Source organism: Streptomyces albofaciens JCM 4342, assembly GCF_008634025.1.
Classification (GTDB): domain Bacteria; phylum Actinomycetota; class Actinomycetes; order Streptomycetales; family Streptomycetaceae; genus Streptomyces; species Streptomyces albofaciens.
In genome coordinates, this window is the sequence record NZ_PDCM01000002.1 from 124,522 (window position 1) to 139,195 (window position 14,674).

Consider the following 14,674-nt stretch of genomic DNA (forward strand, 5'->3'; position numbering starts at 1 on the left):
GAGCGGTACCCCTTCCGGTCACAGCTCGTCGTCGGTCCTGGCCGGGTACAGCATCGGTTCGAAGAGGTTCTGGAACGCCTCCTCCAGCTCCGGGTGGTGGTAGAACTCCGGGCCGGTCTCCTCGAAAATCGCATCCCCGATGCCGCCGTAGGTGTCGAACATCATCGAGACGATGGTGCCGACCTCCCGGCCGAAATAGTGGGCGACCAGGGCGACCGCGCCGCCGTTGATGCCGTAGGAGCCGGTGAAGGTCCAGATGCGGGAGACCGGGTCGCCGTACCACATGCGCCGGTTCTCCGGCACGTTGAAGCCCTCGTTGCGCATACCGCGGGCGATGGCGGCGACGGAGGTGAGGATCTCTCCGTTGATGATGCCGGAGCGGGTCAGCGCCCCGACGCCCGAGCAGTTGGCGGCGATCACCTTGCCGGCCTCGTGATGGCGCCGAATGGCCTCCTGGACGCGCTCGTCGGACAGCAGTGCGGCCGAGCCGACGCCGCCGGGGATATAGAAGATGTCGAACAGGTCGTCCTCCGAGAGGACGCCGTCGGGAACGACGTTGGTGCCCATCTGCATCTTGATCACGCCGGGTTCCAGGGCGACCAGACGCACGCTCAGGTCCCGGGGAGCCGCTTCCCGCTGCCAGGGGGCGATGGAGCCGTTGAGGACCATCGCGGTGCCCTTGAAGATCTCGGTGGGGGTGAGGCAGTCCTGTTCGGAGACCGATTCGTATCCCAGGACACCGATGGAGTCGATCTGAGTGGTGCGGATTCCCGGCGTCCGGGCCTCCGGAGCGGTCCGGCGTTCGCGCATGGGAGTGGGCGCATTCACAGTGTGCTTTCCCTTCCTCGAAGGAAACGGCCTGTGCCCCTGTCGGGGCCTGCCGACGACCTTCACACCCCCTGACCAACGGAATCAAATAACCAGTCGGACAGGGGGCATCAGGGAAGCTTCGGGGACAAGGAGCGTTATGGGGGGCTGGCGTGTCGTCTATTTGGCTCTTGCCGGGCTGATCCCTAGGTTCGTTGACGGCCGGGGGACGCGGCCGACAACCAACGGGGAGCATGCTCATGTCCGAGTTGACGCACCGCCCAATGGCGGCCCAGATCCACGAACGCATCACCCGGATAGATCCGGGTCCGCGTGACTTCTCCGCACTCAGCGAGGTCGTCCGCAAGGGAAGCCGTATCGGCAACGAACGTCTCGACGGCGACGACCATCTCAACGAAGTGATCCCCAAGCCCTGGGGCATGGAGTTCCGGATCTACGTGGACGACTTCATCGACGTGTGGAATCTGAAAATCGACGAGGATCAGGCCACCTCGATGCATGTCCACCCGCGCAAGCTCACCTACCTGCTCTGCCTGGCCGGTCAGGGAGTCACCGACACCCTCACCGACCAGTACCCGGTAGGCGCCGGATCGATCCTGCGGATCGGAGGCGGCGCCTTCCACTCGACCCGCAGCCTGGGCCCCGGCCCGCTGTGGCTGGCCGAACTCGAAGCCCCCCGCAACAAGTTCGACCTGATCCGGCTGCGCGACCACTACAGCCGGGAGAACACCGCGTACGAGACCGAACACGCCGACGTGCCCGAACTCCCGGCCAAGCCGGTCTCCTACCTGCCCCAGGCCCGACTGCGCGAGCGGTCCCCCGGCGGCGAGTTCGCCTTCTCCATCCGCGCCGGCGCCGACATCTTCTACCGTCGCCGGGCAGCGGACCTCTTCCACGTACCGCTGGGCCTGACCGGCGTGGTCACCGGTGAGATCGACGTTCTCGCCCCCGCCAGGGCAGACGACCGGCGCCCGGCGCTGGATCAGTACTACCTCTCCCTCGTCCTCGCCTGACCCGGCACCACGCACACCGACACCTTTCGCACCGACTCCAGGAGGACACCCATGCCCCACGCGGTGATCGTCACCGGGCCCGGATTCCAGGACCACGACGTCGTCTACACCTACTACCGGTTCATCGAAGAGGGCTGGCACGTCGATGTCGCCACCAAGAACGGCGCCGATGTCATCGGCAAGTACGGCGTCCCGCTGCCGATGGACAAGACCGCCAAGCCGCTGGTCGCCTTCGACCGGCTCGATGCCGACACCTACGACGCGGTCATCCTGACCGGTGGCCACGAGGCTCCCGACCGGGTCCGCCAGGACCCCCACGTCCTGGCATTCGTGCGCGCCATGGACGCCGCCGAGAAGGTCGTCGCCGGCCTGTGTCACGGCCCCTGGATCATGGTCTCCGCCGGTGTTCTCAAGGGACGTACCGCCTGCGCCTACATCGGCCTCCGCGACGACGTGATCAATGCGGGCGCGAACGTGGTCGATTCCGATGTGATCGTGGACGGCCACATCATCACCTGCTCCTACTACGCCTACGTGGGCCGGTTCATGCGGGAGGTCTTCGCCACCGTCGGCGCGAAGCACCCGGACCGGGCCCGGACGGCGAGCTGACCCCTATCCGTCCGCGCATCTTCGGCCCGGCAGGACGCCGCCCCGATGCGTGCGGGGCGCCGCCGGAGGCTTCCCCCGGCCGGCGAGCCGGCGCCCCGCACAGCCGACGATCCTGGAGGTGAACCACCGTTGCTGGTACTCGACTTCGACGGCGTCATCGCCGACGCGTTCCTCGAATGCGCCCTGGTCACCTACTACGCCGAGCACGATCCCGAGCAGCTGGCCGTCCGGCCGGTCCGGGAACTGGCCGACGCGCTGCCCAAGAGCTTCCTGGACCGCTTCCGCACCGTACGGAAGTACGCACGGCTGCTGGAAGACTTCATGGCGGCCCGCGATCCGGCCGCCGAGGCCATCCGCAGCACGGCCGATCACGAAGCGCTGCTGGCCCGCCTGCCGCCCAGGAAGCTCGCCGCCCTCGCCTCGGGGGCGAGCGCCGTCCGGGCCGCGCTGCGTACGGTGCAGCCAGGCCCCTGGCTGGACATGCACACCCTCTACCCAGGCGTACACGACCTGCTGCACCGGCATCGTGGACGCGGCACGTCGATCGTCACCGCGAAGGACGCCGCCTCCGTGTGGGAGATCCTGGCGCACCACCGGTTGGAGAACACCGTGGTCGAAGTGGTCGGTGACTGCTCCGACAAGCGCTCGGCCGTCCTCGCCCTGGCCGCCGCCGACGGCCTGCCGAACGACGCGGTGACCTTCGTCGACGATCACATCACCAACGCGCTCGCGGTACGCGACACCGGCGCCCGCTCCCTGTGGGCCTGGTGGGGCTATCACACCGATGAGCACATCGAACGCGCCGTCGCCCGCGGGCAACGACGCATCTACCTGCCCGAACTGGCCGCCCTCACAGCCTGATCCACGAAGAAAGGACACCGTCATGCCGAAGGTTCTCTTCGCTCTGACCTCCCACGACCGGCTCGGCGACACCGGCCGGCGCACCGGCTTCTATGTGCCCGAGATCGCCTACCCTGCTGAGGTGTTCACCGCGGCCGGGTGGGACGTGGGCGTGGTATCCGTCCAGGGCGGTGAAGCCCCCCGGGACGGTGTCAAGGAGGGCGACACCGTCTCCGCCGCGTTCCTCGCCGCCTACGCCGACGAGCTGAAGAACACCCCCTCCGCCAACCAGCTCGATCCGGCCGACTACGACGTCATCTACTTCGTCGGCGGCCACGGGACCATGTGGGACTTCCCCGGCGCCACCGACCTCGCCGCGCTGACCTCCGCGATCTACTCGCGCGGCGGTGTGGTCGCGGCCGTCTGCCACGGCCCGGCCGGCCTGCTCTCGGCCGATCTGGACGACGGCAGCCCGATCGTGCAGGGCAAGCAGGTCGCCGCCTTCACGAACGAGGAGGAAGCCGCCGTGGGCCTCGACGACGTGGTCCCGTTCGCGCTGGAGACCGCGCTGATCGAGAAGGGCGCGAAGATAACCAAAGCGGAGAATTTCGCCGCGCACGCGGTCGCCGACGGCCGTTTGGTGACCGGTCAGAATCCGGCCTCGGCCACCAGGGTCGCCGAGCTGGCCATTCTCCAGGCCACCCCGGCCTGACCTGCTTTTCTTCGGAGGGTGACCGGCGGGCGAAAAGCTTGAATTCCGATTGAGAGGAGGGGCGCGATGCGCCCGCCGGCGCTTGACAGAATCATCTACGTGGCACAATGACCAGGGGGACGGTATGGACCACGCTGAACGGCGCGCAGCCTTCCCCGCCGGCAACGGGGGGCCGGACGACATGCAACTGGGTTGGTTACAAACCTTCATAGCCGTTTACCACACCGGATCATTCACCAAGGCGGCGCGGCTTCTCGGTATCACGCAGCCGGCTGTCACCCAGCACATCAGAGGTCTGGAAGCCGAGCTCGGTAAGCCGCTGTTCGACCGGACTCCACAGGGAGCCGAACCCACGGTCGACGGCAAAGCCCTGGCGCACGACATCGAAACCCCCATCACCCAGATCAACGCGGCCGTCGGCCGGTATCTGGACCAGACGTCGAGCAACCGCCCCGTGCATATCGGAGGGCCCGCGGAGCTGGTCACCGCCCGCGTGCTTCCCTCGATCAGCCCGCTCATCGCCTCCGGCATCGACGTACGCATCAGCCTCGGAGAATCGCCCGAACTGCTCGCTGCCCTGAAGAACGGTCAGCTGGACATCGCCATCTCCACCATCCAGCCCCGCTGCCGCGGCGTGGAGGGCCTGCCGCTGACCGACGAAGAGTTCGCTCTCGTGGCCTCGCCCCGCATCGCCGACAGCCTGCCTGCGGGACTGGCCGCCGCGGATTTCACCCGGGCGCTGGAGAAGGTCCCGCTGATCGCCTATGCCGATACCGTGCCGATCATACGCCGCTATTGGCGGACGGTATTCGAGATTCCGCCGCCGGCCCACCCGGCCGTTGTCGTACCCGACCTGCGTGCCGTCGTCGCCGCCGTCGTGGCGGACGCCGGTTTCTCCGTTGTCCCCACCTATCTGTGCGCCCGTGAACTGACGGGCGGGCAACTGGTGACGCTGCTGGACCCGGAGGTACCGCCGATCAATACGTTCTATCTCGCGACGCGTTCCGGCTCGCAGTACGACGCCCGCCTGTCCAGGCTCTACGACCTGCTGGCGGAAGAGGGGCGCCAATGGAAGATGACGGCCCAGGAATAACCCCCGACGGCAAGTGATGTCACGCCCTGCACGTTCTCGATTCCGGCATGACGCAGTGCCGGAAGCAGGGCGTTTCCGCGGTCTCCGAAACGGGAACGTACGGCGGTCGTTTTCTCCCCGTGTTTCATCCCTGGATGCCGGTTTTATTGTGTTTGGCCGGGTCGCGCCAGGAGATGGTGGTCTCGCCGGTGAGGCGGCGGGCCATCAGGTCGGCCATGGCCAGGTGGATCATGGCTTCGGAGCGGGTGGGGGGCTCGTAGTCGTGGGCCAGGTGGCGGTGGAGCATCAGCCAGCCGTAGGTCCGCTCCACCGCTGCTGCTCGGCGCAGACCCGGAGTTGCAGCTCGCGGAGTTCTCGCGGGGGAAAGGCCACGCTCCGGGCGCTGTCGGCGGTGCCGCGGGTGTACTCCAAACGGGCCAGCGTGCGCGGGTGTTGCTTGGGATGGGTGGGGACTGGCTCGTCCGTGGGGGCCATGCGGAAAAGCGGTCTGTGGTGTCCTCTACCTCTCCTCACCGACTTCGCCGCCGGGAGCGGGCCCCGATCCGGGCAGGGTGCTCACCCGGGCGGCGGCCGAGTTGCGCGCGGTCAACCGAGGGCTGCGCACACTGGTCGAAGGCCTCTGTCCGGCTGCGCTCACGGAGCAAGGGTCCGGTGACCGCGGTGGAAGCACTGGCCGAGCGGGCGCCGCTGCCGGTGGCGGTGGACGTTCCCGCTCAACGGTGGCCGCAGGAGGCCCAGCTGGCCCTGTACTACGTCGTCACTGAGGGGTTGGCGAACGTATACCGGCACGCCGGCGCCTCCCGTGCCGAAATCCGCATTACCCACTTCCGGGGCAAGCTCATCCTCGAACTCTCGGACGACGGCCGTGGTGGTGCCGGCCTCATGGCCCGAACGGGTCTGCGCGGACTCCAGGACCGGGTCGGTGCACTCGGCGGCACCCTGGTGCTGTACAGCCCCCGGGATGCGGGGACCCGGCTCACAGTGGAGCTGCCGTGCGCGTGATGATCGCCGACGACTCCCGTCTGCTGCGTCAGTTGCTCGCTGAGGCGCTCACCAGCCGCGGCTTCGACGTGGCAGGTGTCGCAGGCACCGTCCCGGAGATCCTCCGCTTGGTCGCGGCAGGCCCGCCCGATGTGGTCGTGCTGGACGTTCGTATGCCGCCTATGGGGACGAGGGCATCCGGGCCGCGGAGGCGATCCGGCAGACCATTCCCGGGTCGGTCTGCCGGTGCTGTCTCACTACGCCGAGACCTCTTGCGCCGTGCGGCTCTTGGAGGGCTCCAGCAGAGCGGTCGGTTACTTGGTCGAAGACCGGGTGCAGGACACCGCTCGGCTCACCGTGGCCATCGACCGGGTCGGCGGCGGAGAGGTCGTCATCGACCCGATGTCGTCCACCGGATGCTGCGCCGCCGGAGAACCGTCGATCCGCTGGAAGCCCTGAGCGATGGCGAGCGCGGCGTACTGGCCCTGATGGCCGAGGGGCCGTCGAACTCGGCCATTGCCCGAAGACTCCACTGCAGCCCCAAGGCCGTCGAGAAACGGACGACTTCGATGTCCCGGAAACTCCGGCTCTCTCACGGAGAGCGAGGGCCGGGCCGACGTCAACCTGCGCGTGCTTGCCGTACTCACCTTCCTGCGCAGTGCTGGGTTCGAATGAACTATGGCCCCTGGAAGAGCAACCACGCGAGTCGAGGCCTCCCCTGTCGCCTCCTGCCGGGTGCGCACAACGTGGACAGCCGGTCAGTCCGGTCGGCGGAGGGCGGTGCAGCCGACCCGTTGCAGCGCGGTGCAGCCGACCCGTTGCAGCACTGTATGGCCGCTCTGGACGACCGGGACGTCGTTGAGGACCTCGCCGTACAACTCGGTCCAGGAGTGAAAGGCGAACCGGGCGCCGATCGACGATCGCTGCCGGGCGATGACGGTCTCGGCCGGCAGTCCGAGCACCGACAGGTGGACGGCCAGCGCGAACGACCTGGCCAGGCACAGCGCCTCGGGTGCGGCCAGGCGTACGACGAGCTGGCAGCGCGGCAGTTCCCGGCGGGCGAGGCGGACGGCCGTCGCCTCCGGCAGGCCGCGGTGGGCGCCGGTAGCCGGCCGCAGATCGCGCAGCAGGGTCTGCGCGACGCCCCAACCGCGCCGGTCCAAGGCCCGTAGCGCCCGCGCGGTGCGCACGGCGGCGGTCAGCCGTGCCGAAGCAGGCGTACGGGGCACGGGCCCGGCCGCCTCGTCCCCCCAGAGCAGGAAGGCCCAGTCCGCGGTCGCCCGGGCCGTCACGGCGATACGCCGCCCGGCTCGGCGAGGCGGCTCTCGGTGAGCTGGGCGGCGAGCGACGTGATGCCTTCGCGCAGTTCGCCGTCCGTGGCGTCGATGCGTTCCGCGAGGTCGCGGACGGCTTCGTCGTACGTCTCGCAGCGCAGGGACGCTTCCAGGATGAGCGTCGCGGTGGGGTTCAGCTCGAAGTAGACGCCTTCGGCGGTGTCGAGGAGGACACCCGTACCGTCGGCGGGATCGAAGACGGTCTGTTCGGCGAGGCGGATCAGCGTCATCGGGGGTCTCCTGTCGCGGGGCCGGGGGCTGTCATCCGGTGTTCATGTGCCGGGTATGGGGGCGGTCTTGTGCGGGAGGTCACGCAGAAACAGTTCGACCATGGCCGTGCACAGCAGGTTTTCGGCATTGCGGCGCAGCGCACGCGGGTCGGCGAGAACGGCGGCCAGCCGCTGCGGGTCGACGACGCCGAGGGTGGTCAGCCGGGCGTCGGGGCCGCCCAGGAGGTCGGCGACGGCATCCGGATGGCGCAGGCACCACATTTCGTCGGGCGAACCCAGCCAGTCCCTCCCGTAGTGCCGCCACACGCAGGAGGGCACCCGTCGGCGAGCGGCGGCGAGGCGCAGCACGGGCTTGTCGATGGTGCGCCCGCCGTACGGGATGACCCGGTAGGCGTTCGGCAGCCGGGCCGCCAGCCGGCGCAGCTGACGGCCGCCCCAGGGCTTGGCGCAGTGGATGCCGTGCGGCCGCCAGACGGTGAGGTGCAGGGTGTGTTCCTGCGCGGCCGAGTCCGGCTCGTACTGTTCCGGGCCGGCGCCGGGCACAGGAACGAGGAAGTCGCTCGCGCGCTCGGTCTCGGCGGTCGCTTCGGGGTCCTCGTAGAGCGAGTAGCCGCGACGGACGCTGCGGACGATGCGGCTCAGCTCCCAGCGGGAACTGAGCAGGCCGTTGGCCATGGCCCAGCGTTCGCGCCACGGCACGTCGGCGACGGCGACGTCGTACAGGCCGAACCGCAGTGGTCCGAAGACGACGTCCCCGTCCAGCCCGGAAAGCACCGTACGTACCCCGTCCGCGGCGATCCGGCGGGCCGTCAGGTCCAGGCGGCGGAACCAGACGTGGTTGAAGGGCAGCGGGAAGTCGTGGCCGTCGGGGAAGTAGGACTCGTCCTCGCCGGGCGGGTCCACGGTCACCAAAGGGACGGAGAACTCTTCGCACACCTGGCGCGCCCGCGGCGACTCGTCGGCAAGGGGGTCTGCCGTGCACATGTGGTACGCGATGACGTCGGCCCCGTGGTCGGTGAGCGCGGCGAGCACGGCGGCGGAATCGACGCCGCCCGAAAGCAGGACGCCGATGCGGCCGGCGGACGCGTACCGCCGGGTCTCCTCCAGGAGCAGTTGGTAGGCGAGGTCGGCGTAGGCGCGCAGCGAGGTGCGGCGGGGCATCGGCAGCGGGGTGATCCGGTCGTACGTCCCGGTGTGCGCCGACCGGCCGTCCGCGACGGCGAACTGGCCGGGAAGCAGCCGGTCCAGGCCGGGGAAGACGAAGACGTCCTCACCGCGGCAGGCGCGCCAGAGCGTTTCGGGTGCGAAGCGCGGCGGCCCGTCGAGCAGGTCGCGCGGATCGCTCGACCACCGTGTCCAGCCGTCCGACACGCGGTAAAAGAGCTGGTCGGCGCTGCATACTCCGCGGAAGAGGACGACGCGCCGGGGCGTGACGACCGCGCCGGCGACATCCGGCGGAAGGTGCCGGAGTGCGGCGTACGCGTCCCGGTCCACCTCCCGGATCAGACGCTCCAGCCGCTCCGGCGGCAGTTCTCGCGGGGCCGGGCCGGCGAGTGCGAGGTAGGCGTGCGGAACCGGTTGGGGGATGCCGGGTACAGGTCCGTCCGTACCGGCCTGAACCCACTGCTGGAGGCGGCTGCCGCGGAGCCGGTGGCCATGCCGGGCTTCGAACGGCACGGGTACGTGACCGGAGCGCGCGTCGACGTGACCTGAACGCGCGTGTACCCGGTCGAATGACACATGTTCATGATCGACGGTGACTGTTCCGGCAGCGACCCGCCCGGAACAGCCGGGGAACTCCGTGACGTACCGACCGGCCATCGTTCTCCCGGGGGCGTCGTACGGTACGGGGCGGAGCCCGGAAGGCTCCGCCTCGTACCGACTGGGATGGCTACCAGATGTTTCCGTGGCCGAGCAGGTCGGGAGTGCCGCGGCGCAGCTGGCCGGTCAGCTTCTCGACCCGTCCGATGCGGACGACCTTCGGAGGCGTGTAACGCAGACGCATTTGTTGTCACCTTCCTTCTACGGTCGAGTCGACACCGCAAAGACGTACGGCGCATATAGGGTTTTTTCCCTCTGTTTCCAGACTGAAGGGTGCAGCGTGTCACGTCAAAAGGAACCGGAAGGACGGGCCCGGAAGCGGGGCCGCGCGGCCGGCCGCCGGACGCCCGGAGCCCAACGGTGACCGAGGCCGCACACCGCGCCGGCCACGCCGACCGGTACGCGATCTGCGCCCACGGCCTGACCAAGCGCTACCCCGGCACGGAGGCGGTCCGTGGAGTCGACCTCCATGTACGCCCCGGGGAGACGTTCGCGTTCCTCGGCCCCAACGGCGCCGGCAAGACCACCACCATCGCGATGCTCTGCGCCCTGGCCCGCCCCAGCTCGGGGCAGGCCAGGGTGGCCGGGGCCGACATCCGTACCCAGCCGCAGCAGGTACGGCGCGGAGTCGGCCTGCTGTTCCAGAACAGCGCCGTCGATCCCGACCTCAGCCTCGAACGCAACCTCCACCTCCACGCGCGCCTGTACGGTCTCTCCCGGGCCCGCTGCCGGTCCCGCAGCGCCACGCTCCTGGAGCTCACCGGACTGACCGAGCGCCGCCGGGACCGCGTACGCACCCTCTCCGGCGGGCTGCGCCGCCGTCTGGAAATCGCCCGCGCCCTGCTCCACGAGCCCGGCGTGCTCTTCCTCGACGAACCCACCGTCGGCCTCGACCCGCACGCCCGCGCCCAGATCTGGGAGCACCTGGCACGGCTGCGCGCCGAGCACCGCACGACCGTGTTCGTCACCACCCACTACCTGGACGAGGCCGAACACTGCGACCGCATCGCCATCCTCGACCGCGGCCGGGTCGTCGCCCACGGCACCCCGGCGGCGCTCAAAGCCGCCGTCGGCGACGACCGGGTCCGCGTACGCACCGGTGACGACACCGCGGCGGCCACCGCCCTGCGCCACGACCTCGCCCTGCGCCCCACCGCCGGGCCGGACGGCCTCACCGTGGCCGTGGCGGCGGGTCCGCAGCAGGTGCCCCGCCTGTGCGCCGCCCTGGCCGCCCGCGGCATCCCCGTACACGCCATCACCCTCGCGGAACCCACCTTGGACGACGTCTTCTTCCACCACACCGGCCGCCGCATCACCCGCCCCGGACCGCCACTCGGCCACGGCGCCCCGGCCCCCGGCCCCGGACACGGGGACCGACGGTGACAGACCGCACGCAGCACCCGGTGCCGCCGGGGCAGCCGCCCGTGACACCCCGGGCCGCCGAAGCCCCCGGCACCCTCACCCGGGAACTGCGCGCCGTCCATGCCCTCGTCCTGCGCAACCTGTCGCACATGCTCGCGCAGCCCGCGCAGACCGTCCTCATGCTGGTCCAGCCCCTGCTGTTCCTGCTGCTCCTCGGCGGCGGCCTGGCCGCCCTGGTGCCCACGACGGCCGTCGGCGGCGACTACCGCGCCTACCTCTTCCCCGGCGTACTGGTGATGACCGTGCAGACCCCCGCGGTGACCGTCGGCATGCGCCTGATCACCGACCGGGAGAACGGCTATCTGCGCGAGATGCTGATGGCTCCCGTACGCCGCTCCACCCTGCTGTGCGGAAGCTGCCTCGGCGGTACCGCGGAGGCCACCGTCCAAGGCGCGGTCCTGCTCGCCACAGCAGGCATCGTGGGACTGCCCTACCAGCCCGTACTGCTGCTCCGGCTGCTGGCCGTGATGGCGTTGACCTCGTTCGTCCTCACCGTCCTGGCGGCAGCGCTGGCCATCGGCATCCGAACGGTCGAGTCCTTCCACATCATGCTCAGCCTGGCCCTGATGCCGCTGCTCTTCCTCTCCGGGGCCTTCTTCCCCCTGACCACGCTGCCCGGCTGGCTCACCCAGTTGGCCGCCGTCAATCCTCTGGCCTACGCCGTCGACGTACTGCGCCGCGGCATCGCGCACCACGTTCCCGGCTCCACGGCCGCCACCGGAGTGCACTGGGGCAGCTGGCAGCCTCCGGCCGCGCTCGAAATCGTGGTCCTGGCTCTGCTCGGCGCCTGCGTCCTGCTGTGGGCCGCCCGCCGCTTCGGCCGTCTGGAGTGAGGCGCGCCGGGGGCGGGCCGCGGCGCCGGCCGGGCCACTGCGCAGCACCGCGGCGCGCTGGAAGGCAGCTCCGCCTATGACGCTGCCGCGTCCTGGCCGAGCAACTGGCGGCATCGTGACGGCGGTGACCGCCACAGCCCGCACACAGTTCGGCGGCCACGACCATCTGGGCGGCCTGGCCCTTCGGGGAGTCGAGAAGGGCAGCGAACTCGTGCGTCACGGGCGCGGCGGTGGCAGGCGTGAGGAGAATGCGGTCACCAGAGACGGGTCTGTGAACAGCGTTTCCAGTTCGGGGAGCCGTTCGGCACGGCGTGCCATGAGGCACACGCGGTGGTGAGTGCGTTGTACCTCGTGCAGCAGAGTGAACCCTTGAGTCTCGTAGTAGCGGACCAGGCCCGGGAACATGCAGCCGCGCCTCACCCACTCCTTTCCACGGCGTGCGGCGTGGTCCACGCCCCACAGGGCGATCAGGGTTCCGGGCTTCACCTCGCGGTGAGCGGGGTCGGTCACGGTGGTGAAGAGGTAGTACACGGGTTCGGCGAGTTCTTCGGGGGTCCATCCCCACGGCGGGGTCTGCTCCTGCACGGTGGTGCAGCCGATGATGCGGGAGTTGTTGTGATCTTCGAGCACCCACATGGCGCCGTGGGAGTTCCCGGCCTGGGCGGCGAGGTTGTCCGCGCTGTCACGCCATGTCGGCATGTCGCGCTCTTCCAGCCACGTGGAGCGGGAATTGATCACGGCGGCGATGGCAGGGGTGTCGACTGAGGCAGCCGGGCGCATGGCGAACATCGGTGACTCCGCATCGTCAAGGGGCTGTGGCAGCCTCCCACGGTCGGACCCGGAGTTCGGTGGGTTCCGCCCCGGTCGCGGAGCGGAACCCACGTGAGGGTTACAGAAACGCTTGGGTGGCCATGTGGAGGTTGATGACCTGGAGGAGTTGGGCGTCGCCGTCCTCGCGGTACGCTCCTTCGCTGAGTCGTCGTACTGCCTGCCGGAGTCCGTCGGGGTCGACGAGCCCGTCGTCGAACAGTGCTGATCCCTCGTACAGCATTCGGACGAGAAGCGGCCGGCCGTGGGTGGTCAGGGCGTGTTGGACCACTTCGGCGAAGGACTCGCGCTGTGCGGGTTGGGTGACATCTTCGCTCAGGCCGAGCGCGACGAGCCGGCGGCGTTGGAGTTGTTTGAGTACGCGCCAGTCCAACGGCAGGCGCCGCCTCTCAGACGTCCGGACCGGCCGGGCGCCGCGCGACGTCGCCTGCCGGTCCCGCCACCCCGGCCCGTCCCCCAGCCCCCACCTGTCCCACCGGCCGCACCGCGCCCGCCGAAGCCGAAGGGGCCACCAGCGTCAGCATGACCGAGGCTGCGGCCAACGCCACCGCGAGCCGGGCCGGTTGCCGCCGGGCGCCGGGTAACTTCCGTACCCGGTTCCATATCTGGTTTTGCGTCTGGTTTGTATCTGATTCCGTATGCGTCTCACCATATGTCTCACACCGGCAGACGCTAGATGCACAACCGGCAGTCCTCACTACAGCCAGCCCCCGACATCAGGTGCAGCCCCCCTGGTTCCCGACCGGATCGCGCCACACCAGTCGGCCGCAGACGTCAGCCCATCCGTCGGCTCCGGCCCGGCCCGGCCCGGAGCAACGCCGACGCCGGCTTCGCCTACCGTAGAAATCCACCCGGAGCCATGGTCCGACAGCCCCCCGCTCCCTGGGGGCGCACTCTCGCAGTACGCCGAGACACCGGCCGACCGCCACCCGTCGCCTGCGCCGAGGAGTGCACCCATGCCCGCAGGGGCAGCGAGGCCCGGCAGCAGGATGGCGCCGGCCTTATGCGGGAGCCGGTTACGGTGCTGCCAAGAGACGCTCGAAGGCGTCGTGCGCCGCGCATACGCTCCCCTGGCCTCAACGGTGGAACGCCGGGGTTTCGTCTGGTCCATGGTGCACCGCCTCACCCGCGCCACCGCGGTCTCCCGCCGAGCCTCCGCCGGGCCCCCGGCGACAAGACAGTAAGCGCCCGTTCTGCCCGGTAGTGCCACTGCTCAAGCTGCTGGATAGCCGGTGAATATAATTTGCCGCATGTCGAAGCCTGACGAGCTGTTGGTTGACGTAGCTGCCCTGGTGGAGTCCGGGCAGAGCACTCAAATGTCCCTGACCGTGGTCACCGGTGGTGCTGTCATCACCGGGCGGCTGGCCCCCGAAGCAGTGTGGCGGCAGCGGGTGTCGGAAGTACTGACGGGTTCGGACCGCGTGGGCGAGTTCTCCGCCGTCTTCGACGCCCCCGTGAAGAACGGGCCGCCTACGCATCTGCATTTCCATGTCGCCCGGATCCTGCAGGGCACGGTCGGGATCCCGGAGACGGGCGGAATGTACCGTGTCGCAATCGAGGACGTCAGTTCCTGGACCGTGGGCGATTTCAGCTATTCCGACCACTGAGCCACCACTGCGGCGGTAAGGCGCTGCACGCGGCGTGAGCCCGGCCGGCTGGGGCTGATCGGGGGCGGCTGCCGAACTAGGGCTGGGCGGGGCGGCTGGAGTGGCAGCCCGAGCGCCGGTCGGTCCCGGGCCGGGAGGTCGCGGCCGAGTGGCGGTACGCCTTGGCCGGGAACCGGCCGGGCGGTGCGCCGCGCCGCCACGGGGACGGCTCGGCTCCGCCGCACGGCCACGCCCGTGCGGCGGGCGGCCAGGTGTAGGTCGTCCACGGTGCCGGTGCGGTCGGCGAACAAGCGGCCGACTACACGGCCAAGATGCCCTCGCGGGCCGCAGCGCACGCCCTGGCCGCCGCCGTCGGAGGCGGTGCGGCCGCAACCCGGGCCCGTACATACGGCCACAAACGCGCCACGGATGCCTGCGGTGCGCGGCTGACGCACGGCCGCCGAGAACGCCAACGTCGCCAGCGCCACAGCACGCCCGGCCCGCGCCTCGGCCCGTCGCCTCAGCCCGCGCCTCGGCCGAAGCC

General features: G+C 70.0%; 17 protein-coding genes and 4 pseudogenes. 12 read left to right on the forward strand and 9 right to left on the reverse strand.

The window, feature by feature from the left end; translation table 11 throughout:
- Positions 1 to 18: 18 nt before the first annotated feature.
- Positions 19 to 810, reverse strand: coding sequence for a DJ-1/PfpI family protein (locus CP973_RS21530; RefSeq protein WP_150244010.1), 792 nt, complete (start codon positions 808 to 810; stop codon positions 19 to 21).
- A gap of 257 nt (positions 811 to 1,067) precedes the next feature.
- Between CP973_RS21530 and CP973_RS21535 the strand changes: the two genes are divergently transcribed.
- The 5 genes from CP973_RS21535 to CP973_RS21555 all read left to right on the forward strand — a co-directional run bounded on the left by CP973_RS21535 (position 1,068) and on the right by CP973_RS21555 (position 5,095).
- The gene (locus CP973_RS21535) at positions 1,068 to 1,841 is read left to right on the forward strand and encodes a cupin domain-containing protein (RefSeq protein ID WP_208853278.1); all 774 of its coding nucleotides are present in this window, start codon (positions 1,068 to 1,070) and stop codon (positions 1,839 to 1,841) included.
- Between the two features lie 51 nt (positions 1,842 to 1,892).
- Positions 1,893 to 2,450 carry a type 1 glutamine amidotransferase domain-containing protein gene (locus CP973_RS21540; RefSeq protein WP_150244012.1) on the forward strand — a complete coding sequence of 186 codons (558 nt, stop codon included), beginning with the start codon at positions 1,893 to 1,895 and terminating at the stop codon, positions 2,448 to 2,450.
- A 129-nt stretch (positions 2,451 to 2,579) separates the two neighbouring features.
- Entirely contained in the window at positions 2,580 to 3,311 is a 732-nt protein-coding gene (locus CP973_RS21545; protein WP_150244014.1) for an HAD family hydrolase, read from the forward strand.
- 22 nt (positions 3,312 to 3,333) lie between these two features.
- Positions 3,334 to 4,002: a type 1 glutamine amidotransferase domain-containing protein gene (locus tag CP973_RS21550; protein ID WP_150244016.1), complete on the forward strand. Its 669-nt coding sequence runs from the start codon at positions 3,334 to 3,336 to the stop codon at positions 4,000 to 4,002.
- A 124-nt stretch (positions 4,003 to 4,126) separates the two neighbouring features.
- Positions 4,127 to 5,095 carry a LysR family transcriptional regulator gene (locus tag CP973_RS21555; protein ID WP_208853279.1) on the forward strand — a complete coding sequence of 323 codons (969 nt, stop codon included), beginning with the start codon at positions 4,127 to 4,129 and terminating at the stop codon, positions 5,093 to 5,095.
- Positions 5,096 to 5,219: 124 nt separating this feature from the next.
- Here CP973_RS21555 and CP973_RS21560 read toward each other — a convergent pair.
- Positions 5,220 to 5,417 (reverse strand): annotated as a pseudogene (locus CP973_RS21560) (IS5 family transposase); the annotation flags it as partial.
- A 329-nt stretch (positions 5,418 to 5,746) separates the two neighbouring features.
- On the opposite strand from CP973_RS21560, the gene CP973_RS21570 reads away from it, so the two are divergent.
- The 4 genes and pseudogenes from CP973_RS21570 to CP973_RS41825 form a co-directional block, all read left to right on the forward strand.
- Positions 5,747 to 6,097 carry a sensor histidine kinase gene (locus CP973_RS21570; RefSeq protein ID WP_150244020.1) on the forward strand — a complete coding sequence of 117 codons (351 nt, stop codon included), beginning with the start codon at positions 5,747 to 5,749 and terminating at the stop codon, positions 6,095 to 6,097.
- A pseudogene (locus CP973_RS41005) lies at positions 6,097 to 6,201 on the forward strand (hypothetical protein); the annotation flags it as partial. The gene CP973_RS21570 and the pseudogene CP973_RS41005, both read left to right, overlap by 1 nt.
- A gap of 154 nt (positions 6,202 to 6,355) precedes the next feature.
- Positions 6,356 to 6,535, forward strand: a complete 180-nt coding sequence (locus CP973_RS41010; RefSeq protein WP_244409922.1) for a hypothetical protein — start codon at positions 6,356 to 6,358, stop codon at positions 6,533 to 6,535.
- 29 nt (positions 6,536 to 6,564) lie between these two features.
- Positions 6,565 to 6,609: pseudogene (locus CP973_RS41825) on the forward strand (hypothetical protein); the annotation flags it as partial.
- 225 nt (positions 6,610 to 6,834) lie between these two features.
- On the opposite strand, the gene CP973_RS21580 reads toward CP973_RS41825, so the two are convergent.
- From CP973_RS21580 to CP973_RS21595, 4 genes are all read right to left on the reverse strand, one after another.
- Positions 6,835 to 7,368 (reverse strand): lasso peptide biosynthesis protein, encoded by a 534-nt coding sequence (locus tag CP973_RS21580; RefSeq protein WP_167538479.1) that lies wholly within the window; start codon positions 7,366 to 7,368, stop codon positions 6,835 to 6,837.
- Entirely contained in the window at positions 7,365 to 7,640 is a 276-nt protein-coding gene (locus tag CP973_RS21585) for a PqqD family peptide modification chaperone (RefSeq protein WP_150244024.1), read from the reverse strand. Before CP973_RS21585 ends, CP973_RS21580 begins: the two co-directional genes overlap by 4 nt.
- A gap of 42 nt (positions 7,641 to 7,682) precedes the next feature.
- Positions 7,683 to 9,317, reverse strand: coding sequence for an asparagine synthase-related protein (locus CP973_RS21590; protein ID WP_167538480.1), 1,635 nt, complete (start codon positions 9,315 to 9,317; stop codon positions 7,683 to 7,685).
- A gap of 214 nt (positions 9,318 to 9,531) precedes the next feature.
- A complete protein-coding gene (locus CP973_RS21595) occupies positions 9,532 to 9,645 on the reverse strand; it encodes a lasso RiPP family leader peptide-containing protein (RefSeq protein ID WP_107088640.1) in 114 nt (37 codons plus the stop codon).
- Between the two features lie 176 nt (positions 9,646 to 9,821).
- Here CP973_RS21595 and CP973_RS21600 point away from each other — a divergent pair, with 176 nt between their 5' ends.
- Together CP973_RS21600 and CP973_RS21605 are read left to right on the forward strand one after the other, a co-directional pair.
- A complete protein-coding gene (locus CP973_RS21600; protein WP_150244028.1) occupies positions 9,822 to 10,844 on the forward strand; it encodes an ATP-binding cassette domain-containing protein in 1,023 nt (340 codons plus the stop codon).
- A complete protein-coding gene (locus CP973_RS21605) occupies positions 10,841 to 11,716 on the forward strand; it encodes an ABC transporter permease (RefSeq protein WP_244409923.1) in 876 nt (291 codons plus the stop codon). Before CP973_RS21600 ends, CP973_RS21605 begins: the two co-directional genes overlap by 4 nt.
- A gap of 216 nt (positions 11,717 to 11,932) precedes the next feature.
- On the opposite strand, the gene CP973_RS21610 is transcribed toward CP973_RS21605, so the two are convergent.
- Positions 11,933 to 12,505, reverse strand: coding sequence for a GNAT family N-acetyltransferase (locus CP973_RS21610; protein WP_150244030.1), 573 nt, complete (start codon positions 12,503 to 12,505; stop codon positions 11,933 to 11,935).
- Positions 12,506 to 12,605: 100 nt separating this feature from the next.
- Positions 12,606 to 12,917 carry a hypothetical protein gene (locus CP973_RS21615; RefSeq protein WP_244409924.1) on the reverse strand — a complete coding sequence of 104 codons (312 nt, stop codon included), beginning with the start codon at positions 12,915 to 12,917 and terminating at the stop codon, positions 12,606 to 12,608.
- A gap of 877 nt (positions 12,918 to 13,794) precedes the next feature.
- Between CP973_RS21615 and CP973_RS21620 the strand changes: the two genes are divergently transcribed.
- Entirely contained in the window at positions 13,795 to 14,151 is a 357-nt protein-coding gene (locus CP973_RS21620; protein WP_150244032.1) for a hypothetical protein, read from the forward strand.
- Between the two features lie 76 nt (positions 14,152 to 14,227).
- Here CP973_RS21620 and CP973_RS41830 read toward each other — a convergent pair.
- Positions 14,228 to 14,374: pseudogene (locus tag CP973_RS41830) on the reverse strand (DUF6283 family protein); the annotation flags it as partial.
- Positions 14,375 to 14,674 lie beyond the last annotated feature (300 nt).